Genomic DNA, 21464 nt, shown 5'->3' with positions numbered 1-21464 from the left:
CGCCGGGCAACCCGCACCGTCGGGAGATCGACATCGGCGGGGGCGGCCATGAAACGATGGGGACGTGACCGTACCGAACACACCTGCGGGTGACACGCCGCCGCCCGGGTCGGACCCGTTCGCCCCGCCCCACCCGCACCCGTCGCCCGCCCCCGTCGAGCGGCCGCCGGTCGGCCCCGAACTGCGGATCGGCGCGATCATCACCCTCGCCGGAGCGGTCCTCGGCATCGTCCTCGGACTGCTCTGGCTCTGGCTCGCCCCCCGGATCGGCTTCGAGGTCCAGGACAACCGGATCCTCTACCGCGACCCCGAGGGCGAACAGCAGATCGCCGCCGTCGGCGTCTTCTCCGTCCTCGCCCTCGCCCTCGGCGTCCTCACCGCCCTCGGCGCCTTCCTCTGGACCCGCGCCCGCGGCGGCGGCATCGCCGTCGCCGTCGGCCTCGCCCTCGGCGGCCTCCTCGGCTCCGTCATCGGCTGGCAGCTCGGCACCCGCCTCGGACCCACCACCGACCTCCGCGCGCACGCCCTCGCGGTCGGCAACGGCGGCACGTTCGACGGGCCGCTGGAGCTCACGGCACACGGCGCGCTCCTGGTCTGGCCGATGACGGCCACCGTCGTGCTCCTCGCCCTCTCCGCGACCTTCGGCAAGCGGGAGCCGGACCGCCCGCCGTACTGGGCGCAGTAGGGGCCTCGAAGCAGGCGGGTGCGAGAACAGGGGTGCCTACCGGCCCGCCAGGGCCGGGGAGAACTGCGCGAGGCAAGCGCAGAGCACGTCCGTGACGTCGCGGTCACGTGCAGGTCATTGCCCTGCGGCGCGACCTCACGGTCGGGTGCGTTCCCCCTCGCGCAGTTCCTCGCGCCCCTGGCTCCTGCCGATCGCCCACGTCTTCGCGTTCGTCAGCCGGACCAGGTCCGCCGGGGCGAGTTCGATCTCCATGCCGCGCCTGCCGGCGGAGACGTAGATCGTCGGGTGGCCCAGGGCCGTGGCGTCGACGACGGTGCGGAGCTTCCTGCGCTGGCCGAGCGGGGAGATGCCGCCCAGGACGTAGCCGGTGGAGCGTTCGGCGGCGGCGGGTTCGGCCATCGCGGCGCGCTTCGTGCCGAGCGCGGCGGCGAGGGCCTTGAGGTCGAGTTGCCCGGAGACGGGGACGACGGCGACGGCGAGGGTGCCGTCGGTCTCGGCGACGAGGGTCTTGAAGACGCGCTCCGGCGGGATGCCGAGGACTTCGGCGGCCTCCGCCCCGTAGGAGCCCGCGGCCGGGTCGTGGACGTACTCGTGGACGGTGAACGGGACCGCGGCGGCGTCCAGGGCGACGGTGGCGGGGGTGCCGCCGGCGGTCTTCTTCTTGGGCATGGGCGGGGGAGTCCTCAGTTCGGGCTGAAGGCCTGGCGGGTCAGGTCGACGGCGGGCAGGGACGGGAGCCTGGCGATCACCGCGCTCTCGTGGCGGAGCAGTTCGAGCTCGCGGGTGAGGCGCTGCGCGGTGTCGGGGCAGGCGAGCAGTTCGTGCTTGACGGCCACCGGCAGGGCGGTCGCGGCGGCGACCAGGTAGGAGAGCACCTGCGGGTCGTCGGGGAGTTCGGGTTCGCCGCTGAGGGTGGCCTCGCGGGCACTGGCCAGCCGCTTCTGGTAGGTGCGGAAGGCCCGGTCGACGCCGGCGGCGAGCGCGCCGGAGCCTTCGCCGGGCTGCTCGGGCAGCACCGAGACGTCGCCGACCAGGTAGGGGCCGGTGGCGTCGATCGCGCGCAGCCGGAACCGGGTGGTGCCGGTGACGAGGAGTTCGTAGCGGCCCTCCGGCTGCTCCCGGACGGAGGCGACGTCGGCGACGCAGCCGACCGGGTGGAGGGCGTCCAGCGGATCGCCGCCGGGGGCGCCGATCCCGTCCAACGGGCCTGCGGGGTCGTCGGATTCACGGACCGGCGCGGTCTCCCGGCCGTCCCGGATCGCGACCACGCCGAAGCGGCGCGGCTCCTCCTCGGGCAGCTTCTGCAGGTCGGCGACCAAGCGGCGGTAGCGCTCCTCGAAGACGTGCAGGGGCAGCACCAGGCCCGGGTACAGGACCGTGTTCAACGGGAAGAGCGGGAGCCGATCAGTCACGGCGGACAGCGTAGTTCCCGCAGGGCCGCCCCCGCTCCGGACTTACCGCCGGGCCCCGGCCTAGCCGCGCTGGAGGAGGCGGGTGACGCCCGCGACGGCGGTGGTGGCGAGGACCCAGCCGGTCAGGACCAGGGCGGTGGCGACCCACTGCCCGGCGTGGTCGGGGTTCCAGCCGGACTGGCCGAGGTCGATCAGCGGGAGGACCTTGCCGGCCGCGTACAGGGCCGGGTTCCAGACCACCTTCTCGTCGGGCTTGAGCGCCGCCGGCGGGTGGTGCTGGAAGTAGACGGTGCCGAGCGCCCAGGCCAGCACCAGCCAGGCGGCGGCGCGGCCGGGGCGGTAGCCGTAGCCGACGGCGGCGTCCTGGAGGTGGCCCCAGATCCGGCCGGGCAGCGGCAGGGTGGCGCGGCGGCGGCGCTGCTTGGCGAGCAGGACGGTGCGGGCGTCCTCGTCGGCGCCGTCGCGGCGCAGCGCTGCGGCGAGCTGCTCGTACGCCTCGGGGCGGAACTCGGCGCCGGATTCGAGCCATGCGACGCGGCGCTCCAGCGGGAACGGGACGGCGGGGCGGAGCGATTCGTAGCTGAAGCCGGTGAGGGAGATGTGCTGGTCGGTGGGCCAGGCGTCGGGGGAGTCGACCAGGTTGCCGATCCGGGCGCGGTTGAGGCTGACGGTGCCGGTGGGCGGCGTGCAGCAGGTGAAGCGCAGTTCGGGGGTCTGGATCCGGTTGAGGGAGAGCTCCTGGCCGGGGCCGAGGTGGAACTCGGCGGCGGTGATCAGGCAGGCGTTGTCGAATCGGGCGTCGGAGAGCCGGATCCGGCCCCAGGAGCGGAACGGGGTGTGCCGGGTGGCGCGGCGTTCGAGGGTGTCGCCGGACTCGCCGTAGCCGGAGCCGTACACGGTGCGCGAGCCGGTCCAGGTGTTGTCGTCGGAGCCGGACAGGTACAGGGTGTGGCCGATGGTGATGCGCGGGGCGTTCAGCGCGTTCGGGTTGTCGGGGGCGGCCCGCAGCGCCGCGCCGCGCAGCGAGAGCCGGCCGCCGATGCGGGCCGAGCGGAGGCTGAGTTCGCCGAGCAGGTCGAGGCGTTCGGCCTCGCAGTCCTGGTTGACGGTGAGGCCGTCGGCGGAGATGGCGCGCCCGAAGGAGTCGGGGCCGACGGCGGACTGGTTGAGCAGCAGGTCGGTGCCGATCCGGGCGTCGGTGAGGCGGATGCCGCCGGGTATGCCGCAGCGGGCGAGGTGGACGTCGCCGTCGGTGGCGAGCCGGGAGGCCTCCAGCCGGGGGAGGGTGCAGGAGACCAGCCGCAGGGTGCCGGCGTCGGCCTCGGAGATCAGCAGCTTGCGCTCGAAGCGGCAGAGCTGGAACTCGACGTAGCCGCCGATGGTGCCGCCGGCCAGGCGGAGGTCGCCGGTGATCCGGGCGCCGGTGAGCTTCAGCGCGGTGACCCGGCCGGGGACGGGGTCCGGTCCGTGCAGCAGCAGCCGGGCGACCACTTCGGCGCGGACGGTCCGCTCGGGGCCCCACTCCTCGGCGGTGAACGGGTCGTCGGGGCCGTGGCTCTCCCGGTCGGGGCGGACGGCCGCGCCGGCGGGGGCGGGCAGGACCAGGTCGGTGCGCTGCCCGGCGCGCCGGGCCCGCAGGTCGTACACCTCGCCGTGGCGGAACGCCTCCCACAGGCCGCGTTCGGTGTCGGTCCAGTCGTCCGGTGCCTGTTCCACCGCGTCCCCCGATGATCTTGTCGTCGTCTCACCCTTCGTATCACGGACTGAAATGCCCGGATGTCGTTTTTCGTCACTCCTTACACTTGGCCCTGTGATCTCTCGAATCGACCTCCGCGGCTCCGACCAGGACCCCCGCGACGTGCTGCCCCGTGCCGAGTTCGACGTGGCGGCCGCCCTTGAGAAGGTGCGGCCGATCGCGGAGGACGTACGCCATCGCGGCGTGGCGGCGTTGATCGACATCACCGAGCGCTTCGACGGGGTGCGGCTGACGTCGACCCGGGTCCCGGCCGAGCAGATCGCCGAGGCGCTGGAGCAGCTCGACCCGAAGGTCCGGGCCGCGCTGGAGGAGTCGATCCGCCGGGCCCGCGCCGTCCACGGCGACCAGCGGCGCGCCGGGCACACCACGCAGGTGGTGCCGGGCGGCACGGTGACCCAGCGCTGGGTGCCGGTGGACCGGGTCGGCCTGTACGTGCCGGGCGGTCTGGCGGTCTACCCGTCCTCCGTCGTGATGAACGTGGTGCCGGCGCAGGAGGCCGGGGTGCGCGGCATCGCGGTGTCCTCGCCGCCGCAGAAGGCGTTCGGCGGCCGGGTGCACCCGGCGATCCTGGCGGCGTGCGCGCTGCTCGGCGTCGACGAGGTGTACGCGGTGGGCGGCGCCCAGGCGGTGGCGATGTTCGCCCTCGGCACCGAGGAGTGCGCGCCGGTCAACCTGGTCACCGGCCCGGGAAACATCTACGTGGCGGCCGCGAAGCGGCTGTTCGCCGGCCGGATCGGCATCGACTCGGAGGCCGGCCCGACCGAGATCATGGTGCTCGCGGACGACACGGCGGACGCCGCCGAGGTCGCCGCCGACCTGATCAGCCAGGCCGAGCACGGCCCGACGTCCGGTTCGGTGCTGGTCACCGCCTCGGTGGAGCTGGCCGACGCGGTGGAGGCCGAGCTGAAGGCCCAGGTCGCCCGCACCCGGCACTCCGAGCGGGTGGCCGAGGCGCTGGGCGGCCCGCAGTCCGGGATCATCCTGGTCGACGGCCTCGACCAGGGCCTGGCCGTGGTCAACGCGTACGCCGCCGAGCACCTGGAGATCCAGACCGCCGACCCGCACGCCGTCTCCGAGCGGGTGCGCAACGCCGGCGCGATCTTCCTCGGCCGCTACACCCCGGTCTCGCTGGGCGACTACGCGGCCGGCTCCAACCACGTGCTGCCGACCGGCGGCTGCGCCTGCCACTCGTCGGGCCTGTCCGTGCAGACCTTCCTGCGCGGCGTCCAGGTCGTCGAGTACGACCGGGAGGCGCTGGCGGGGATCGCCGCGCACGTGGTCAACCTGTCCGAGGCCGAGGACCTGCCCGGCCACGGCGACGCCGTGAAGGCCCGATTCGACTGGACGGTTCCCGGCTCGTGACGAAGATCGACGACCTCCCCGTCCGGGACGAGCTGCGCGGCCAGTCCCCCTACGGCGCGCCGCAGTTGGACGTGCCCGTCCAGCTGAACACCAACGAGAACCCGTACCCGCTGCCGGAGCCCCTGGTGGCCCGGATCGCCGAGCGGGTGGCTGACGCCGCCCGGCACCTCAACCGCTACCCGGACCGGGACGCGGTCGAACTGCGCACCGGCCTGGCGCAGTACCTGACCGACACCACCGGGTACCCGGTGACCACCGGGCAGGTGTGGGCCGCCAACGGCTCCAACGAGGTGCTGCAGCAGCTGCTGCAGACCTTCGGCGGGCCCGGCCGCACCGCGATCGGCTTCGAGCCCTCGTACTCGATGCACGCGCTGATCGCCCGCGGCACCGGCACCGGCTGGGTCTCCGGCCCGCGCAACGCCGACTTCACCATCGACCTGGACGCGGCCCGCGCGGCGATCGCCGAGCTGCGCCCGAACGTGGTGTTCGTCTGCTCGCCGAACAACCCGACCGGCACCGCCGTGGACGCCGACACCGTGCTCGCGCTGTACGAGGCCGCGCAGGCGGCCGGGCCGAGCATGGTGATCGTGGACGAGGCGTACGTCGAGTTCTCGCACCGCGCCTCGCTGCTGCCGCTGCTGGAGGGCCGGCCGAACCTGGTGGTCTCCCGCACCATGTCGAAGGCGTTCGGCGCGGCCGGGCTGCGGCTCGGCTACCTGGCCGCCGACCCGGCGGTGGTGGACGCGGTGCAGCTGGTCCGGCTGCCGTACCACCTGTCGGCCGTCACCCAGGCCACCGCGCTGGCCTGCCTGGAGCACACCGGCACGCTGCTCGGCTACGTGGAGCAGCTGAAGTCCGAGCGCGACCGGGTGGTGGCCGCGCTGCGCGGCCTCGGGCTCGACGTGACCGAGTCGGACGCCAACTTCATCCAGTTCGGCCGCTTCGCCGACACCCACGCGGTGTGGCGGGCGATCCTCGACCGGGGCGTGCTGGTCCGCGACAACGGCGTGCCCGGGTGGCTGCGCGTCACCGCCGGCACCCCCGCCGAGAACGACGCCTTCCTGAGCGCCGTCTCCACAGTGATCAAGGAGCTGTAAACCCGCAATGTCCCGTATCGGCCGCGTCGAACGCACCACCAAGGAGACCACCGTCCTGGTCGAGATCGACCTCGACGGCACCGGCAGGACGGACGTCTCCACGGGCGTCGGGTTCTACGACCACATGCTCGACCAGCTCGGCCGCCACGGCCTCTTCGACCTCACCGTGAAGACCGAGGGCGACCTGCACATCGACACCCACCACACCATCGAGGACACCGCCCTCGCCCTCGGCGCCGCCTTCAAGCAGGCGCTGGGCGACAAGGTCGGCATCTACCGGTTCGGCAACTGCACCGTCCCGCTGGACGAGTCGCTGGCGCAGGTCACGGTCGACCTGTCGGGCCGCCCGTACCTGGTGCACTCCGAGCCCGAGGGCATGGCCCCGATGATCGGCTCGTACGACACCACGATGACCCGGCACATCCTGGAGTCCTTCGTGGCGCAGGCGCAGATCGCCCTGCACGTGCACGTGCCGTACGGCCGCAACGCCCACCACATCGTCGAGTGCCAGTTCAAGGCGCTCGCCCGGGCGCTGCGCTACGCCTCGGAGCGGGACCCGCGCGCCGAGGGCATCCTCCCGTCCACGAAGGGCGCCCTCTGATGGCGACGGTACTGATCTTCCTCGGCATCTTCTTCGCCACCGGCGTCTGGTCGTTCTGGAAGCAGGACAAGCCGAAGAGCGTGATCCTCGTCCTCGCCTTCGCCTCGGCCATGTGCCTGGCCGCAGGCATCCTGCGCTTCTAGGAGTTTCCGCGACATGAGCAAGAACGTGGTGGTGCTGGACTACGGCTCCGGCAACCTGCGCTCCGCGCAGCGCGCCCTGGAGCGGACCGGCGCCGAGGTCACCGTCACCTCGAACTTCCAGCAGGCGCTGGACGCGGACGGCCTGCTGGTGCCGGGCGTCGGTGCCTTCGAGGCGTGCATGCGCGGCCTGAAGGCGGTCCGCGGCGAGCAGGTGATCGGCCGCCGGCTGGCCGGCGGCCGCCCGGTGCTGGGCATCTGCGTCGGCATGCAGATCCTGTTCGAGAAGGGCGTCGAGCACGGCGTCGAGTCGGCGGGCTGCGACGAGTGGCCCGGCGTGGTCGAGCCGCTGGACGCGCCGGTCGTCCCGCACATGGGCTGGAACACCGTGGACGCCCCCGAGGGCACCCGGATGTTCGCCGGCCTGGACGCCGACACCCGGTTCTACTTCGTGCACTCCTACGGCGTGCGGCACTGGGTGCTGGAGACCCACTCGGAGAAGATCCGCGCCCCCAAGGTGACCTGGGCCACCCACGGGCAGCCGTTCGTCGCCGCGGTGGAGAACGGCCCGCTGTGGGCCACCCAGTTCCACCCCGAGAAGTCCGGCGACGCCGGCGCCGCCCTGCTGACCAACTGGGTCGACACCCTCTGACGACTGAGAGCGCATCAGAAATGACCAACCGCCTCGAACTGCTGCCCGCCGTCGACGTCCGCGACGGGCAGGCCGTCCGCCTGGTCAAGGGCGCCTCCGGCACCGAGACCTCGTTCGGCGAGCCGCTCGCCGCCGCCCTGGCCTGGCAGAACGCCGGCGCCGAGTGGCTGCACCTGGTCGACCTGGACGCCGCGTTCGGCACCGGCAGCAACCGCGACCTGCTCCGCGAGGTCACCGGCCGGCTCGACATCAAGGTCGAGCTGTCCGGCGGCATCCGCGACGACGAGTCGCTGGCCGCCGCGCTCGCCACCGGCTGCACCCGGGTCAACCTCGGCACCGCCGCGCTGGAGAGCCCCGAGTGGGTCGCCAAGGTGATCGCCGAGCACGGCGACAAGATCGCCGTCGGCCTGGACGTGGTCGGCACCACGCTGCGCGGCCGCGGCTGGACCCGCGACGGCGGCCAGCTGTTCGACGTCCTGGCCCGCCTGGACTCCGAGGGCTGCGCCCGCTACGTGGTCACCGACGTCAACCGCGACGGCACCCTGACCGGCCCCAACCTGCAGCTGCTGCGCGACGTCTGCGCCGCCACCGACCGCCCGGTGGTCGCCTCCGGCGGCGTGTCGTCGCTGGACGACCTGCGCGCGATCGCCACCCTGGTGCCGGAGGGCGTCGAGGGATCGATCGTCGGCAAGGCCCTCTACGAGCAGAAGTTCACCCTCGAAGAGGCCCTGGAGGCTGTGTCCCGATGACCGACGAAACCCCGGCCGCCGCCGCCCGCCACTCCGCGGAGTCCCCGTCCGAGGACGCTCACGGATCCTCCCGGGCGGTGGCAGCCGGGGACTTCGTGCTGGTCTCGGGCTGCACCGCCCTCGACGACGCGGCCGCCTCCGTCGAGGGCGGCCCGTACGAGCAGACGCTCGCCGCCTTCAAGGCGGCCTTCGCCGCGCTCGACCGCTACGGACTGGGCGTCGCCGACGTGGTCCGCACCCGGACGTACCTCACCCACGTCCGGGACTGCGACGAGGTCGGCCGCGCCCACAAGGAACTCTTCGACACCGTCCGCCCGGTCACCACGATGGTGGTGGTCCAGGGCCTGACCGACTCCCGGATGATGGTCGAGGTCGAGGTGGAGGCCCACCGGCCCGGCCTGGCCCGCACTTTGGAAGGCAAGCAGCCGTGACACTCGCAGTACGCGTCATCCCCTGTCTGGACGTGGACGCCGGCCGCGTCGTCAAGGGCGTCAACTTCCAGAACCTGCGCGACGCCGGCGACCCGGTCGAACTCGCCAAGCTCTACGACGCCCAGGGCGCCGACGAGCTGACCTTCCTCGACATCACCGCCTCGTCCGGCTCCCGGGAGACCACCTACGACGTGGTCCGCCGCACCGCCGAGCAGGTGTTCATCCCGCTGACCGTCGGCGGCGGCGTGCGCACCGTCGAGGACGTCGACCGGCTGCTGCGGGCCGGCGCCGACAAGGTCGGCGTCAACACCGCGGCGATCGCCCGCCCCGAGCTGATCCGGGAGATCGCGCAGCGCTTCGGCCGCCAGGTGCTGGTGCTGTCGGTCGACGCCCGCCGCTGCCCCGAGGGCACCGAGACCGCGTCCGGCTTCGAGGTCACCACCCACGGCGGCCGCCGGGGCACCGGGCTGGACGCGATCGAGTGGACGGTCCGGGCCGCCGAACTCGGCGCCGGCGAGATCCTGCTGAACTCGATGGACGCCGACGGCACCAAGGACGGCTACGACCTGGAGATGATCCGCGCCGCCCGCAAGGCCGTCTCGGTGCCCGTGATCGCCTCCGGCGGCGCCGGCAAGCTCGCCGACTTCGCTCCCGCGGTCGACGCCGGCGCGGACGCGGTGCTCGCCGCCAGTGTCTTCCACTTCGGCGACCTGACGATCGGCCAGGTCAAGGACGAGCTCCGGGCCACCGGGCACCCCGTCCGCTGAGCCCCGGCCGGAGCCGCGCCTACCGGCGGGGCTCCGGCTCCAGGATCGCGAACTGGGCGCCGAACGGGTCCGCCAGCACCGCGATCCGCCCCACCGTCGGCACCCGCTCCGGCGGCACCAGGATCGACCCGCCGGCCGTGCGGACCTGATCGGTGGTCAGCAGCGCGTCCGCCACCGCGAAGTGCACCAGCCAGCCGACGTTCACCCGCGGATGGACGCCCGCCACCCCGCCGAACGAGGACTCGACGAGGTCCTCGCCCTCGGCGGTGGACAGCACCGTGTACTCGACGCCCGGCACCCCGCCGTCCCGCGCCCGCCAGTCGAACAGGCCCTGGTAGAAGCGCAGCGCGCCCGCGGCGTCCGGGGTGTGCAGCTCCGCCCAGCACAGCGCGTCGGTCTCCCCGACGGCCTCCAGGCCGGGCGTCCGGCCGGCCTGCCAGACCGCGAAGTCGCCGCCCGTCGGGTCGGTGAGCTGGGCGAACCGGCCCTCCTCGCCCACGTCGGACGGCGGGACGCGGACCGTGCCGCCGGACTGCCCGACCGCCGCCGCGGTGGTGTCGGCGTCCGCCGTGCGGAAGTACACCGTCCAGGAGGGCAGCGCCTCCGCCTCGGTCAGCGGTCCGGCCGCCGCCACCGTGCGGCCCTTGCTGCGGAAGAAGCCGTAGCCGTCCGCGCCCGGGCCGGACGGCTCGAAGGCCCAGCCGAACACCGAGCCGTAGAACAGTTCGGACTCGGCGAGGTCCGGGCTTCCGAGGTCGATCCAGTTCGGCGATCCGATCCGGAAGTCGGTGCTGACCATGGGCGCTCCTGGGAGGACGGGTTTGCGGGCCACCGCCAGGCTGGCACCTCCGGCCGGACGGGGGCGGGCCGACGCGCCGTCAGTCCTCCGGCAGCGCCAGCACCCCGGCCAGCTCGGCGACCGCCGACGGCTCGCCGTCCACCGCCACCGAGGCCCGCGCCCCGCGCCCGTACAGGAACAGCACCAGCTCGCCCGGCTCCCCGGTCACCGTCACCACCGGGCGGCCCCTGCGACGGACCGCCACCTCCCGGCCGTCGGGGCGCACCAGCCGCAGCGACACCGGCGAGCTCGCGTCGCCGAACCGGGCCACCATCGGCACCCGCTTCCACAGCGCCTCCGCCAACTCCGGTGCCACCGGCTCCGGTTCGAACGGCACGGCGCGGCGGACGTCCTCCGCGTGGACGAAGTACTCGACCAGGTTCGCCGCCTCGTCCACGCCCGGCAGGTTGAACGGCGAGAAGGCCGGCGGCCCCGAGCGGAACGACTTCACCAGCTCCCCGTAGGGGCGGGCCGCCGCGCGGTCCTGCACCCGCCGGGTCCAGCCCGCGAGCGGCCGCACCCGGATGCCGGCCGCCGCGTCCGGCCGGCCCTCCCGCACCACCAGGTGGGCGGCCAGGTCCCTGGTCAGCCACCCCGCACACAGGGTCGGCCCCTCCGGGCCGGCCGACGACAGCAATCCGGACAGGCGGGCGCGCTCGCCCTGCGCAAGGCTCGACATGCCGCACAGCCTACGCAGCGCCGGCCGTCCCGGCGTCAGGCCTTGAAGGTGAGGGCGCAGGTGACGCCGCGCAGGCCCTGCCGGTAGAACTCCAGCGGCAGGCCGACGGAGGTGGCGTGCCGCGGGCCGTCGGGCCGCTGCTGGAGGGCCTGCGCGGTCGGCGCCTTGCACAGCTCGGTCATGGTGCGGAAGATCGCCGGCAGGTCGGCCAGGCCGTCCGGCAGGTCCGCGTTGGCGATCGCCTCGGCGTCGTGCGGCTGGTCGCACGGGACGGCGGTGGGCTCGTGGACGTTGCTCAGCCGCGGCACCCGGAAGCACGTCCCCGGCGTGAAGTACGGGTACGGAACCGCCGTGGTCGGACTCGGTGAAGGGGACGGGGAGGCGCTGTGGGGAGGCGGCGGGGCCGCCGTCCGGCGGGGCGGGTCCGGCCACAGCAGGACGGCGGCGAGGGCGGCCAGCAGGACCGCCAACACCGCTGCCAGGACCGCCTTCTGTCGTCCGCTCATGCCAACCCCCTCGTTCCCCCGTCATTCTGACGTCCGGTGGGTGGCCGCGTCAGTCCTTCCCGGACATCTGTTTGCGAAGCCTTTGCGTGCTGATCAGTAGGATGACCGGCCTAATTGAACGGTCGCCGAAGAAGGGCAACTGCCATGGGGGACAGCGGGTTTCGGGTGGAAACCGGAGCACTCGACCGGTATGCGTCACTGCTCGCCGAGCAGTCCGAACAGCTGAGCAGGATCGCGTCGGCCACCGCCGCGATCACCATCTCGTCCGATGCCTTCGGACACCTGCCGAACGCCCAGCACCTGGCGTCGGCCTACCAGGAGCACGCGGGAGCCAGCCGGGAGAACCTCGGCGACCTCGGACACGCCGTCAACGGCACCTCCGAGGGACTGGCGAGCGTCTCGCGGAACTACTCCGACCACGAGGAGCACCTGAGCCGCACGATGGGCGGTGGTCGGTGATGGCACGGTCCTCCGGGCACTCCCACGGCTCCTCCGCCGCCGGCCACGGCCAGTCCGGCTCGCACCCGACCCAGCCGTCCCACCCCGCGCAGCCGGCGCACCCGGCACCGCAGCCGGCGCACCCCGTGCAGCAGCAGCCGTCCCACCCCGCCCAGCCGGCGCACCCGGCACCGCAGCAGCCGGCGCAGCCGTCCGGGGACGGCGGGGACGACCCGGCCGGCGGCGGGGACGCGCCGGCCGACCCCCGCGAGGGCTGGTTCCGGGGCAAGCTGAAGGACGCCGGCTCGAACGTCGTCGACGGCGTCAGCGGACGCGCCGGCGAATGGCTGGGCGACCAGCTGTTCGGCCCGTCCGACCCGGAGCACCCGGAGCCGGGCGGCGGCACCGCGCCGTCCACCGAACCGGGCGGCGCGGGCGGCGAGGGCGGGGCCGGCGGCCTCGGCGGCGCGCTCGGCCGGGCCGCGGGCGCGGCGGCCGGACAGGTCGGCGCCGAGGGCACGGGCGGCTGGGGCGGCACCGGCACCGGACTGGTCGGCGCGGGGGTGATGCAGCCCGGCCTGATGCCGCTGGAGGGCGGCAGCGACGCCTACGCGTGGGCGCACGCCCGGATCGAGCGGGCGATGGAGGCCCTCGACCCGGCCGAGCACCCCAACCGGGACGGCCTCGGCGGGATGCTCGACGAGGCGGTCGAGTGGGCGCTCCAGCAGTCCGGCCTGCTCGACATGCTGGAGAAGGTCACCGGCAACCTGGTGGAGCTGAACGCGGCGTCCGAGGAGTGGCAGGCGCAGGCGCACGCCGTCCAGTCGGTCGCGGCCGAGGTGCGCAGCGGCGCGGTGCCGCTGTCCCAGGAGTGGGTGGGCAGCGCCAGCGACGCGTTCGGCGGCCACATGGGCGAGGTCGCGGACGCGCTCGACCAGACCGCGCAGGGCATGCTGCAGACCGCGCAGATCATCAACTCGGCGGCGCAGGAGTGCGCGACGGCCGAGGGCATGGTGATCCAGATCATCAGCGAGGCGATCGAGGCGCTGATCGTGTCGCTGGCCGCCGAGGCGGTGATCGCGGTGGTCACCGCGGGCGTCGGCCTGATCGCGGACGCACTGCTCACCGAGGCGGAGATCGCCGTCTACGTGGCCCGGGTGGCGAAGGTGTCCACCGAGCTGGCGCAGAAGCTGGAGGAGCTGCTGAAGGCGCTCAAGGAGCTGGGCAGCGCGGTCAAGGCGGTGCGCAACATCCAGACCGCCCGCAAGGCGCTGACCGAGGTCAAGAACGTGAAGACCGCCGTCGAGGGCCTGCGGGCGCTGGAGGAGGGCGACAGCTTCGCGGCGAAGGCGGCCAAGTTCGCGGACGGGAAGATCACCGACCAGGTGCAGCAGGGCTTCGACCGGGCGCTGGGCATCGACGGCGACGACAACCTGCAGCGCGGCGACGGCACCGTGAAGGGCGGCTTCAAGGCGGCCGGGCAGTCGGCCTGGGCGGTCGCCAAGGAGGGCCTGACCGGCGACACCAACAAGGAAGCGCTGAAGCAGGAGTTCCTGCACGACGTGGGCCTGGCCCACGACCCGGCCCCGTACCGGGTGGACGAGTCGAAGATCGCGACCGCGTTCGGCTGACCGGCCCCGCGGCGGCGGGGCCCGGCCGGCCTCCGGTCAGCGCCCCGCCGCCGCGGCGCGGAACGCCTCCCGCTCGTCCGGGTCCTGGAAGTCCAGGGCGATCCAGGAGCCGTCCGCGAACAGCAGGTCCTGGCGGGCGGCCCAGACGTCGTTCGGGGTGTCCGGGCGCAGCCACCAGCTGCCCACCGGCAGTTCGAACAGCGGGACGGCCCGGTAGTGCTCGTGGTACTGCTGTGCGGTCCAGCGGCTGAGGACCAGCAGCCGGCGGTCGGTCAGCAGCACCGTGAACAGGTCGTGGTCGGCCGTCAGCTTCTCGCCGGGCGTGGTCCGCACCGCCCGCCAGAACCCCCACGCGGCGGAGCCCTTCTCGCCGCTCAGCGACCCGCCGTGCAGCGGCCGGCGCAGCGCCCGGTAGGCGCGCCGGGTCAGCGACAGGCCGTACGGGCGGCGCAGGTGCAGGTCCGGTACGAACAGCACCACGAACCAGCGCGGCAGGAAGTACGTCCAGAAGCCGCGCCAGAGCGCGGCGAAGAAGTTGTACGTCCGGGCCAGCGGGGCGTGGCCCGCTGCGCGGACGGTGTCCCGGTCCCACCACAGCGGCGCCAGGCGGTCCAGCTTCATCGCCCAGGCGCCGATCATCGGCTCACCGGGGTGCAGGTGCTCGCCCGCCGTCCGCTGGAGCAGGTAGTGGCCGAACGCGGCCGTCGGCAACGGCTGTGACTGGTACTGACTCACCCGGCAAATCCCCCATCGAGCAACGCACTTCGGTCTTCGTCGGGGGTCAAACTACCGGCCCGGCCCGCGGCCGGGGGCGGCACGCCGCAGTCCGGATGCCGAACACCGCAGCCGGGGACGGGCACGCGGCCTGCGAGAATGGACGGCATGTCGACCAACCCCGCCGCCCCCGGCAGCACCGCCCTGGACCCGGCGATCGCCGCCCGCCTCAAGCGCACTCCGGACGGCCTGCTGCCCGCCGTCGCCCAGCAGTTCGACACCGGCGAGGTGCTGATGCTCGGCTGGATGGACGACGAGGCGCTGCACCGCACCCTGACCACCGGCCGCTGCACCTACTGGAGCCGCAGCCGCAACGAGTACTGGGTGAAGGGCGACACCTCCGGCCACGTCCAGCACGTCAAGCAGGTCGCGCTGGACTGCGACGGAGACACCCTGCTGGTCAAGGTCGACCAGGTCGGCGCCGCCTGCCACACCGGCGACCGGACCTGCTTCGACGCCGACGTCCTGCCGCTCTCCCGCTAGCCTTCTCCCGACCACTCCGTCCTCTCAACCGATCGGTGCCCCATGGAACTTGAGGCTTTCCGCACGCTCGCCGCAGACACCCGGGTCATTCCCGTCACCCGCCGGCTCCTCGCGGACGGCCTCACCCCGATCGGCGTGTACCGCAGCCTGGCCGGGGAACGGCCCGGCACCTTCCTGCTGGAGTCCGCCGAGCAGGGCCGCAGCTGGGCCCGGTACTCGTTCGTCGGGGTGCGCTCCGGCGCGGTCCTGACGGCCGGTCAGGACGGCGACGCGCGCTGGCTGGGCGAGCCGCCGGTGGGCATCCCCACCTCCGGCGACCCGCTGGAGGTGCTGCGCGCCACGCTGGCCGCCCTGCACACCCCCCGGCACCCCGACGACGGCCTGCCGCCGCTCACCGGCGGCCTGGTCGGCTACCTCGGCTACGACATCGTCCGCCGCCTGGAGAAGCTGCCGAACCTCACCCCCGACGACCTGAAGCTCCCCGAGCTGACCCTGCTGCTGGCCACCGACCTGGCGGTGCTCGACCACGCCGACGGCACCGTGCTGCTGATCGCCAACGCCGTCAACCACAACGACCTGGCCACCGGTGTGGACGAGGCGCACGCCGACGCGGTGGCCCGGCTGGACGCCATGGAGGCCGACCTGCGCCGCCCGGTCGACCCGGGCCTGGCGACCTGGACGCCGACCGAGGTGAACGCGCACTCGCCGTTCGGCGGCGAGCCGTACCGCAAGGCGGTCGAGGTGGTGAAGGAGCGGATCCGGGCCGGCGAGGCCTTCCAGGTCGTCCCCTCGCAGCGCTTCGAGGCCCCGTGCGAGGCGTCCGCGCTGGACGTCTACCGCGTGCTGCGCACCACCAACCCCAGCCCGTACATGTACCTGTTCCGCTTCCCCGGCCCGGACGGCGGCCCGGAGGGCGGCTTCGACGTGGTCGGCTCCAGCCCGGAGGCGCTGGTCAAGGTGGCCGGCGGCGAGGCCATGGTGCACCCGATCGCCGGCACCCGGCACCGCGGCGCGACCCCGACCGAGGACGCCGAGCTGGCCGCCGAGCTGCTCGCCGACCCCAAGGAGCGGGCCGAGCACCTGATGCTGGTCGACCTGGGCCGCAACGACCTGGGCCGGGTCTGCGCACCCGGCTCCGTCGAGGTGGTGGAGTTCATGACGGTCGAGCGCTACAGCCACGTCATGCACATCGTGTCCACCGTCACCGGCCGGGTCGCCGAGGGCCGCAGCGCGCTCGACGTGCTCACCGCCTGCTTCCCGGCCGGCACCCTGTCCGGCGCGCCCAAGCCCCGCGCCATGCAGATCATCGAGGAGCTGGAGCCGACCCGGCGCGGCCTGTACGGCGGCTGCGTCGGCTACCTGGACTTCGCCGGCGACTCGGACACCGCGATCGCGATCCGCACCGCGGTGGTCCGCGACGGCACGGCGTACGTCCAGGCCGGCGCGGGCGTGGTCGCCGACTCCGACCCGCACGCCGAGGACACCGAGTGCCGCAACAAGGCGACCGCGGTGCTGCGGGCGGTCGCCGCCGCCAACACGCTGCGCTGAAACGCCCGCCCCAGGGGCGGTGGCGGGCGGCGCCGTACGGTCGGGGACACTGGACGGGTGAGTGAGACCCCCGCTGCCCCCACGTCCCGCGGCACCCTCGCGCTGATGCTGCTGCTGACCGCGCTCGGCGCCGTGCTGGTGCTGACCGCCGTCGGCCGCACCTGGGCGGAGGGGGTGGCGCCCGGCACGGCCGGCGGCCGGATCGCGGTGCACGCCACCGGCAGCCGGCTGACCGGCCTGCCCACCGGCATGGCGCTGGCGGCGCTGGCCGCCGCCGTCGCGGTGTTCGCGGTGCGCGGCCGGGCCCGGCTGCTGGTGGGCCTGCTGACCGTGCTCGCGGGCGCCGGCACGGTCGCCGGGGCGCTGCTGGGCCGCGCCGACACCGGCACCATGAACGCCGTCGCGGCCGGGCAGCTCGGGCTGACCAGCGCCCACGCCGAGGAGATCACCCGCACCGGCTGGCCGTGGGTGGCGCTGGCGGGCGGCCTGCTGCTGCTCGCGGCGGGCGCGCTGACCGTCCGCTTCGGCCGGAACTGGCCCGCCATGGGCTCCCGCTACGACGCCCCGACCGCCCGGCGCCAGGCCGGCCCGGCCGGCCACACCCCCGCCGACCTGTGGAAGGCGCTGGACCGCGGCGAGGACCCCACCGGCTGAGTGTGCGCGGGACCACGGACGCCCCCGCTTGGGAACGCCGTGTTCGGCCCGGCACAATGGACAGCGTCAACCCGTCGAGCGTCGCCCAGGACCGCCCGACCGGGGCCCCGGAAACACAAGGAGCAGCATCAAGATGGCTTCAGCAGCGCACGGCCACACTCCCGCCGCGTGGACCGGCGTGGTCATTTCGTTCGTCGGTTTCTGCGTGGCCGGCGTGGCCATGATCATGCCGAGCGTCGTGCTGACCATCGCGGGCCTCGCCGTGGTCCTGATCGGCGGCGTCGTCGGCAAGGCGATGTCGATGGCAGGCATGGGCAAGCAGCCCAGCAAGCACTTCGCCCCGGCGTCCTCCGAGGAGCGGGCCGCGGTCACCGCGGCCTGACCCCGGGCGACGGCGGCACGGACGGCGGGCGGCGCGCCCGCCGTTCGGCGTTTCCGGGGCCTGCGGCATTTCCCGGACCGACCGGGGCAGAATCGTGCCCGTGAACGCTCCCGCCGCCCCCGAACCCGTCACCGGCTCCGTGCCGCGGCGCCTGGTCCGCCCGCTGGCGGCGCTGCTCGCGGTGGCGATGCCCACCGCCTTCGTCGCGGCCGTCGACCCGAACACGCCCGGCCACTACCCGGTCTGCCCGGTGCTGGAGGCGACCGGCTGGTTCTGCCCCGGCTGCGGCGGCCTGCGCAGCGTGCACGCGCTGACCAGGGGGGACCTGCTGACCGCGGGGCACGACAACCTGATGGTCACGCTGCTGGCGCTGACCGCGCTCGCCCTGTGGGTGCGCTGGACGGTCCGGGCGGTGCGCGGCCGCCCCGCCGGGGTCCGGCTGACCGGCCGGCAGACCGCCGTCCTGCTGGTCGCCCTGGTGCTGTTCGCGGTGCTGCGCAACCTCCCGGTCGGGGCCGGGCTCGCGCCGCCTGCGGTGTGAACGGGCGCCCGGCGGTCCGCCGATCGAGACGCACGCCGGACGGATGCGGAGTGCGCCCCCCGGGCCCGATACCATCGAATGGCCGGGGCTGTGCACCTGCATCCCCGGCCTCACCAGCGAAACACGATGGGGGCGCACGCGTGACTGTGCTCGACGAGATCATCGACGGGGTCCGGCAGGACCTTGCCGAGCGACAGGCCCGGACCTCCCTGGACGAGCTCAAGGAGCTCGCGGCGAAGGCGCCCGAGGCGAAGGACGGCGTGGCCGCCCTGCGCGGCGACGGCGTCCGGGTGATCTGCGAGGTCAAGCGCTCCAGCCCGTCCAAGGGCGCGCTCGCGGCGATCGCCGACCCGGCCGCGCTGGCGGTCGACTACGCGGCGGGCGGGGCCGCCGCGATCAGCGTGCTCACCGAGCAGCGCCGCTTCGGCGGCTCGCTGGCCGACCTCGACGCGGTGCGCGCCGCGGTCGACACCCCGGTCCTCCGCAAGGACTTCATCGTCACCGCCTACCAGCTGTGGGAGGCCCGCGCGCACGGCGCGGACCTGGCGCTGCTGATCGTCGCCGCGCTGGAGCAGCCGGCCCTGGTCTCGCTCATCGAGCGGGCCGAGTCGATCGGGCTGACCCCGCTGGTCGAGGTGCACGACGAGGAGGAGATCGCCCGTGCGGTGGACGCCGGCGCGAAGATCATCGGCGTCAACGCCCGCAACCTGAAGACCCTCGAGGTCGACCGGAACACCTTCGGCAACGTGGTGGACGCCATCCCGGCGCACATCGTCAAGGTCGCCGAGTCCGGGGTCCGCGGCCCGCACGACCTGATCACCTACGCCAACCAGGGCGCCGACGCGGTGCTGGTCGGCGAGTCCCTGGTGACCGGCCGCGACCCGCGCACCGCGGTCGCCGACCTGGTCGCCGCCGGCGCCCACCCGGCGCTGCGCAACAACGGGCGGGGCTGACCCGCCGCCATGTCGATCGCCACCCGTCTCGCCCCCGGCTGCCGCCCGCGCGGCTGCCGCGCGCCCGCACGCCGGGTGCTGGGGCGGCGGGTGCGGTACGTGATCGGCTGCGAGCCCGGACAGGTCCCCGGACGCCGATGGCGCGGAACCCGCGGCTGACGATTCGCCGCCCGTTCCACCTTTCACGCCGTCAACTTCCAGACAGAGGACGATCCATGTCCGAGCTCCACGTTCCGGGTACCCAAGTCCCGGACGCCCGCGGCTACTTCGGCGCCTACGGCGGCCGCTTCATCCCGGAGGCGCTGGTCGCCGCCGTCGAGCAGGTCGCCGAGGAGTACGAGAAGGCCAAGGCCGACCCGGCGTTCGCCGCCGAACTCGACGCCCTGCTGAAGGACTACACCGGCCGGCCCAGCCCGCTGACCGACGTCCGCCGGTTCTCCGCCGAGGCCGGCGGGGCGCGGGTCCTGCTCAAGCGCGAGGACCTGAACCACACCGGCTCGCACAAGATCAACAACGTGCTGGGGCAGGCCCTGCTGACCCGCCGGATGGGCAAGACCCGGATCATCGCCGAGACCGGCGCCGGCCAGCACGGCGTGGCCACCGCCACCGCCTGCGCCCTGTTCGGCTTCGACTGCACCATCTACATGGGCGAGGTCGACACCCAGCGGCAGGCCCTGAACGTCGCCCGGATGCGCATGCTGGGCGCCGAGGTGGTCCCGGTGAAGTCCGGCAGCCGCACCCTGAAGGACGCCATCAACGAGGCGTTCCGGGACTGGGTCGCCAACGTCGACTCCACGCACTACCTGTTCGGCACCGTCGCCGGCCCGCACCCGTTCCCGATGATGGTGCGCGACTTCCACCGCGTCATCGGCGTCGAGGCCCGGCAGCAGGTGCTGGACCGCACCGGGCGGCTGCCCGACGCGGTGGTCGCCTGCGTCGGCGGCGGCTCCAACGCGATGGGCATCTTCCACGAGTTCATCCCGGACGCCGGCGTGCGCCTGATCGGCTGCGAGGCGGCCGGCGACGGCGCCGACACCCCCAAGCACGCCGCCACCCTGACCAAGGGTGACCCGGGCGTGCTGCACGGCTCCCGCACCTACGTGCTGCAGGACGAGGACGGCCAGACCATCGAGTCGCACTCGATCTCGGCCGGCCTGGACTACCCGGGCGTCGGCCCCGAGCACGCCTGGCTGAAGGACACCGGCCGGGCCGAGTACCGCCCGGTCACCGACCGCGCCGCGATGGAGGCGCTGCGGCTGCTGTCCCGCACCGAAGGCATCATCCCGGCCATCGAGTCCGCGCACGCCCTGGCCGGCGCGCTCGAACTCGGCCGCGAGCTGGGCCCGGAGGCGACCGTCCTGGTCTCGCTCTCCGGCCGCGGCGACAAGGACATGCACACCGCCGCCGAGTACTTCGGCCTCTACGACGACGCCGAGGGGACCAACTGACCATGGCCGACACCAAGCTCACCACCGCCCTCGCCGCCGCCAAGGACGAGGGACGCGCGGCCCTGATCGGCTACCTGCCGGCCGGCTTCCCGACCGTCGACGGCGGCATCGCCGCGATCAACGCGCTGATCGAGGGCGGCTGCGACGCCGTCGAGGTCGGCCTGCCGCACTCCGACCCGGTGCTCGACGGCGCGGTCATCCAGACCGCCGACGACATCGCGCTGCGCGGCGGCGTGAAGATCAAGGACGTGCTGCGCACCGTCGCCGAGGTCGCGGCCGCCCACCCGGCGGTCCCGGTCCTGGTGATGACGTACTGGAACCCGGTCGACCGCTACGGGGTCGCCCGGTTCGCCGCCGACCTGGCCGCGGCCGGGGGAGCGGGCTGCATCCTGCCGGACCTGCCGGTCGAGGAGTCCGCGGAGTGGCGCAAGGCCGCCGCGGAGCACGGCCTGGACACCGTGTTCGTGGTCGCGCCGTCCTCCCAGGACGCGCGGCTGGCCGAGGTCACCGCGGCCGGCTCCGGCTTCGTCTACGCCGCCGCCGTGATGGGCGTCACCGGCACCCGCGCGGCCGTCGGCAACCTGGCCGAGGACCTGGTGGCCCGCACCCGCGCCACCACGCCGCTGCCGGTCTGCGTCGGCCTGGGCGTCTCCAACGCCGACCAGGCCGCCGAGGTCGCCGCCTTCGCGGACGGCGTGATCGTCGGCTCCGCGTTCGTCAAGCGGCTGCTGGACGCCGCCGACCAGGACGCCGGCGTGGCCGCCGTCCGGGAGCTGGCCGCCGACCTGGCGTCGGGCGTGCGCCGCAAGTAGTACCGCTGGGCGGAGGGCCGCCCCGGGGCCGCCCGGGGCCCCCGCGGGCCCCCCGGCGGTTTCGGGGGCCCCCCCAAAGGGGGTAATTGACCCGCCCGGGCGGGGTGGCCCCCCCGGCCCCGGCC

The 21464-nt window shown here is 74.2% G+C and carries 27 protein-coding genes; 20 read left to right on the top strand and 7 right to left on the bottom strand.

Features of this window, described 5'->3' with window-relative positions; translation table 11 throughout:
• The first annotated feature begins 64 nt into the window (after nucleotides 1–64).
• On the top strand, nucleotides 65–685 hold the full coding sequence (locus tag ACFV1L_RS24860) for a DUF2567 domain-containing protein (RefSeq protein WP_380369417.1): 621 nt from the start codon (nucleotides 65–67) through the stop codon (nucleotides 683–685).
• Nucleotides 686–820: 135 nt separating this feature from the next.
• On the opposite strand, the gene ybaK is transcribed toward ACFV1L_RS24860, so the two are convergent.
• Genes ybaK through ACFV1L_RS24845 form a run of 3 tightly spaced genes read right to left on the bottom strand, consistent with a single transcriptional unit; the run spans nucleotide 821 to nucleotide 3813 of the window.
• Nucleotides 821–1354: a Cys-tRNA(Pro) deacylase gene (gene ybaK / locus ACFV1L_RS24855; RefSeq protein WP_380369415.1), complete on the bottom strand. Its 534-nt coding sequence runs from the start codon at nucleotides 1352–1354 to the stop codon at nucleotides 821–823.
• A gap of 14 nt (nucleotides 1355–1368) precedes the next feature.
• The gene (locus tag ACFV1L_RS24850; protein ID WP_380369412.1) at nucleotides 1369–2097 is read right to left on the bottom strand and encodes an LON peptidase substrate-binding domain-containing protein; all 729 of its coding nucleotides are present in this window, start codon (nucleotides 2095–2097) and stop codon (nucleotides 1369–1371) included.
• A gap of 60 nt (nucleotides 2098–2157) precedes the next feature.
• On the bottom strand, nucleotides 2158–3813 hold the full coding sequence (locus ACFV1L_RS24845; RefSeq protein ID WP_380369409.1) for an oxidoreductase: 1656 nt from the start codon (nucleotides 3811–3813) through the stop codon (nucleotides 2158–2160).
• Nucleotides 3814–3907: 94 nt separating this feature from the next.
• On the opposite strand from ACFV1L_RS24845, the gene hisD reads away from it, so the two are divergent.
• Genes hisD through hisF form a run of 8 tightly spaced genes read left to right on the top strand, consistent with a single transcriptional unit; the run spans nucleotide 3908 to nucleotide 9652 of the window.
• A complete protein-coding gene (gene hisD, locus ACFV1L_RS24840) occupies nucleotides 3908–5215 on the top strand; it encodes a histidinol dehydrogenase (RefSeq protein WP_380369406.1) in 1308 nt (435 codons plus the stop codon).
• A complete protein-coding gene (locus ACFV1L_RS24835) occupies nucleotides 5212–6312 on the top strand; it encodes a histidinol-phosphate transaminase (protein WP_380369404.1) in 1101 nt (366 codons plus the stop codon). Before hisD ends, ACFV1L_RS24835 begins: the two co-directional genes overlap by 4 nt.
• A gap of 7 nt (nucleotides 6313–6319) precedes the next feature.
• Nucleotides 6320–6913 carry an imidazoleglycerol-phosphate dehydratase HisB gene (gene hisB / locus ACFV1L_RS24830; protein WP_380369401.1) on the top strand — a complete coding sequence of 198 codons (594 nt, stop codon included), beginning with the start codon at nucleotides 6320–6322 and terminating at the stop codon, nucleotides 6911–6913.
• A complete protein-coding gene (locus ACFV1L_RS24825) occupies nucleotides 6913–7056 on the top strand; it encodes a hypothetical protein (RefSeq protein WP_035861557.1) in 144 nt (47 codons plus the stop codon). Before hisB ends, ACFV1L_RS24825 begins: the two co-directional genes overlap by 1 nt.
• Nucleotides 7057–7069: 13 nt before the next feature.
• On the top strand, nucleotides 7070–7705 hold the full coding sequence (gene hisH / locus ACFV1L_RS24820; RefSeq protein ID WP_380369398.1) for an imidazole glycerol phosphate synthase subunit HisH: 636 nt from the start codon (nucleotides 7070–7072) through the stop codon (nucleotides 7703–7705).
• 20 nt (nucleotides 7706–7725) lie between these two features.
• Nucleotides 7726–8454 (top strand): bifunctional 1-(5-phosphoribosyl)-5-((5-phosphoribosylamino)methylideneamino)imidazole-4-carboxamide isomerase/phosphoribosylanthranilate isomerase PriA, encoded by a 729-nt coding sequence (gene priA, locus ACFV1L_RS24815; RefSeq protein WP_035861549.1) that lies wholly within the window; start codon nucleotides 7726–7728, stop codon nucleotides 8452–8454.
• Nucleotides 8451–8885: a Rid family hydrolase gene (locus ACFV1L_RS24810; protein ID WP_380369395.1), complete on the top strand. Its 435-nt coding sequence runs from the start codon at nucleotides 8451–8453 to the stop codon at nucleotides 8883–8885. Before priA ends, ACFV1L_RS24810 begins: the two co-directional genes overlap by 4 nt.
• Nucleotides 8882–9652: an imidazole glycerol phosphate synthase subunit HisF gene (gene hisF / locus ACFV1L_RS24805; RefSeq protein WP_380369392.1), complete on the top strand. Its 771-nt coding sequence runs from the start codon at nucleotides 8882–8884 to the stop codon at nucleotides 9650–9652. The genes ACFV1L_RS24810 and hisF overlap by 4 nt, the downstream gene beginning before the upstream one ends.
• A 19-nt stretch (nucleotides 9653–9671) precedes the next feature.
• Here the strand turns inward: hisF and ACFV1L_RS24800 are convergent, their stop codons facing one another.
• From ACFV1L_RS24800 to ACFV1L_RS24790, 3 genes are all read right to left on the bottom strand, one after another.
• A complete protein-coding gene (locus ACFV1L_RS24800) occupies nucleotides 9672–10451 on the bottom strand; it encodes a VOC family protein (protein WP_380369389.1) in 780 nt (259 codons plus the stop codon).
• Nucleotides 10452–10530: 79 nt separating this feature from the next.
• Entirely contained in the window at nucleotides 10531–11169 is a 639-nt protein-coding gene (locus tag ACFV1L_RS24795) for a TIGR03085 family metal-binding protein (protein ID WP_380369386.1), read from the bottom strand.
• A 35-nt stretch (nucleotides 11170–11204) separates the two neighbouring features.
• Nucleotides 11205–11675 (bottom strand): septum formation family protein, encoded by a 471-nt coding sequence (locus ACFV1L_RS24790; RefSeq protein ID WP_380369383.1) that lies wholly within the window; start codon nucleotides 11673–11675, stop codon nucleotides 11205–11207.
• A gap of 165 nt (nucleotides 11676–11840) precedes the next feature.
• On the opposite strand from ACFV1L_RS24790, the gene ACFV1L_RS24785 reads away from it, so the two are divergent.
• Together ACFV1L_RS24785 and ACFV1L_RS24780 are read left to right on the top strand one after the other, a co-directional pair.
• The gene (locus ACFV1L_RS24785; RefSeq protein ID WP_380369380.1) at nucleotides 11841–12134 is read left to right on the top strand and encodes a hypothetical protein; all 294 of its coding nucleotides are present in this window, start codon (nucleotides 11841–11843) and stop codon (nucleotides 12132–12134) included.
• A complete protein-coding gene (locus ACFV1L_RS24780) occupies nucleotides 12134–13744 on the top strand; it encodes a hypothetical protein (RefSeq protein WP_380369377.1) in 1611 nt (536 codons plus the stop codon). The genes ACFV1L_RS24785 and ACFV1L_RS24780 overlap by 1 nt, the downstream gene beginning before the upstream one ends.
• Before the next feature lie 36 nt (nucleotides 13745–13780).
• Here ACFV1L_RS24780 and ACFV1L_RS24775 read toward each other — a convergent pair whose 3' ends face one another.
• On the bottom strand, nucleotides 13781–14479 hold the full coding sequence (locus tag ACFV1L_RS24775) for a hypothetical protein (RefSeq protein WP_380369374.1): 699 nt from the start codon (nucleotides 14477–14479) through the stop codon (nucleotides 13781–13783).
• Nucleotides 14480–14626: 147 nt separating this feature from the next.
• Here ACFV1L_RS24775 and hisI point away from each other — a divergent pair, with 147 nt between their 5' ends.
• The 9 genes from hisI to trpA all read left to right on the top strand — a co-directional run bounded on the left by hisI (nucleotide 14627) and on the right by trpA (nucleotide 21339).
• Nucleotides 14627–15001: a phosphoribosyl-AMP cyclohydrolase gene (gene hisI / locus ACFV1L_RS24770; protein ID WP_380369371.1), complete on the top strand. Its 375-nt coding sequence runs from the start codon at nucleotides 14627–14629 to the stop codon at nucleotides 14999–15001.
• Nucleotides 15002–15043: 42 nt separating this feature from the next.
• The gene (locus ACFV1L_RS24765; RefSeq protein WP_380369368.1) at nucleotides 15044–16549 is read left to right on the top strand and encodes an anthranilate synthase component I; all 1506 of its coding nucleotides are present in this window, start codon (nucleotides 15044–15046) and stop codon (nucleotides 16547–16549) included.
• A gap of 105 nt (nucleotides 16550–16654) precedes the next feature.
• Entirely contained in the window at nucleotides 16655–17203 is a 549-nt protein-coding gene (locus tag ACFV1L_RS24760) for a TIGR02234 family membrane protein (protein WP_380369502.1), read from the top strand.
• Between the two features lie 133 nt (nucleotides 17204–17336).
• Complete coding sequence (locus ACFV1L_RS24755) at nucleotides 17337–17585, top strand: HGxxPAAW family protein (protein ID WP_380369365.1); 249 nt, start codon at nucleotides 17337–17339, stop codon at nucleotides 17583–17585.
• Nucleotides 17586–17685: 100 nt separating this feature from the next.
• The gene (locus ACFV1L_RS24750; protein WP_380369362.1) at nucleotides 17686–18126 is read left to right on the top strand and encodes a DUF2752 domain-containing protein; all 441 of its coding nucleotides are present in this window, start codon (nucleotides 17686–17688) and stop codon (nucleotides 18124–18126) included.
• A gap of 140 nt (nucleotides 18127–18266) precedes the next feature.
• Complete coding sequence (gene trpC, locus ACFV1L_RS24745) at nucleotides 18267–19079, top strand: indole-3-glycerol phosphate synthase TrpC (protein ID WP_380369359.1); 813 nt, start codon at nucleotides 18267–18269, stop codon at nucleotides 19077–19079.
• A gap of 9 nt (nucleotides 19080–19088) precedes the next feature.
• Nucleotides 19089–19238 carry a tryptophan biosynthesis modulator TrpM gene (gene trpM / locus ACFV1L_RS24740; RefSeq protein WP_167349402.1) on the top strand — a complete coding sequence of 50 codons (150 nt, stop codon included), beginning with the start codon at nucleotides 19089–19091 and terminating at the stop codon, nucleotides 19236–19238.
• A 56-nt stretch (nucleotides 19239–19294) separates the two neighbouring features.
• On the top strand, nucleotides 19295–20527 hold the full coding sequence (gene trpB / locus ACFV1L_RS24735) for a tryptophan synthase subunit beta (protein WP_380369356.1): 1233 nt from the start codon (nucleotides 19295–19297) through the stop codon (nucleotides 20525–20527).
• A 2-nt stretch (nucleotides 20528–20529) separates the two neighbouring features.
• Nucleotides 20530–21339: a tryptophan synthase subunit alpha gene (gene trpA, locus ACFV1L_RS24730; RefSeq protein ID WP_380369353.1), complete on the top strand. Its 810-nt coding sequence runs from the start codon at nucleotides 20530–20532 to the stop codon at nucleotides 21337–21339.
• The last annotated feature ends 125 nt before the right edge of the window (nucleotides 21340–21464 follow it).

This window comes from Kitasatospora sp. NPDC059646 (assembly GCF_042734615.1).
Classification (GTDB): domain Bacteria; phylum Actinomycetota; class Actinomycetes; order Streptomycetales; family Streptomycetaceae; genus Kitasatospora.
This window is presented reverse-complemented; position numbering and strand designations above follow the sequence as displayed.

Excerpts from the sequence above, each read along its gene's own strand:
- ybaK (WP_380369415.1), bottom strand. The coding sequence starts at position 1,354 with ATGCCCAAGAAGAAGACCGCCGGCGGCACCCCCGCCACCGTCGCCCTG.
- hisB (WP_380369401.1), top strand. The coding sequence starts at position 6,320 with ATGTCCCGTATCGGCCGCGTCGAACGCACCACCAAGGAGACCACCGTC.
- ACFV1L_RS24825 (WP_035861557.1), top strand. The coding sequence starts at position 6,913 with ATGGCGACGGTACTGATCTTCCTCGGCATCTTCTTCGCCACCGGCGTC.
- hisH (WP_380369398.1), top strand. The coding sequence starts at position 7,070 with ATGAGCAAGAACGTGGTGGTGCTGGACTACGGCTCCGGCAACCTGCGC.
- priA (WP_035861549.1), top strand. The coding sequence starts at position 7,726 with ATGACCAACCGCCTCGAACTGCTGCCCGCCGTCGACGTCCGCGACGGG.
- ACFV1L_RS24810 (WP_380369395.1), top strand. The coding sequence starts at position 8,451 with ATGACCGACGAAACCCCGGCCGCCGCCGCCCGCCACTCCGCGGAGTCC.
- ACFV1L_RS24800 (WP_380369389.1), bottom strand. The coding sequence starts at position 10,451 with ATGGTCAGCACCGACTTCCGGATCGGATCGCCGAACTGGATCGACCTC.
- ACFV1L_RS24795 (WP_380369386.1), bottom strand. The coding sequence starts at position 11,169 with ATGTCGAGCCTTGCGCAGGGCGAGCGCGCCCGCCTGTCCGGATTGCTG.
- ACFV1L_RS24790 (WP_380369383.1), bottom strand. The coding sequence starts at position 11,675 with ATGAGCGGACGACAGAAGGCGGTCCTGGCAGCGGTGTTGGCGGTCCTG.
- ACFV1L_RS24780 (WP_380369377.1), top strand. The coding sequence starts at position 12,134 with ATGGCACGGTCCTCCGGGCACTCCCACGGCTCCTCCGCCGCCGGCCAC.
- hisI (WP_380369371.1), top strand. The coding sequence starts at position 14,627 with ATGTCGACCAACCCCGCCGCCCCCGGCAGCACCGCCCTGGACCCGGCG.
- ACFV1L_RS24765 (WP_380369368.1), top strand. The coding sequence starts at position 15,044 with ATGGAACTTGAGGCTTTCCGCACGCTCGCCGCAGACACCCGGGTCATT.
- ACFV1L_RS24760 (WP_380369502.1), top strand. The coding sequence starts at position 16,655 with ATGCTGCTGCTGACCGCGCTCGGCGCCGTGCTGGTGCTGACCGCCGTC.
- ACFV1L_RS24755 (WP_380369365.1), top strand. The coding sequence starts at position 17,337 with ATGGCTTCAGCAGCGCACGGCCACACTCCCGCCGCGTGGACCGGCGTG.
- trpM (WP_167349402.1), top strand. The coding sequence starts at position 19,089 with ATGTCGATCGCCACCCGTCTCGCCCCCGGCTGCCGCCCGCGCGGCTGC.
- trpB (WP_380369356.1), top strand. The coding sequence starts at position 19,295 with ATGTCCGAGCTCCACGTTCCGGGTACCCAAGTCCCGGACGCCCGCGGC.
- trpA (WP_380369353.1), top strand. The coding sequence starts at position 20,530 with ATGGCCGACACCAAGCTCACCACCGCCCTCGCCGCCGCCAAGGACGAG.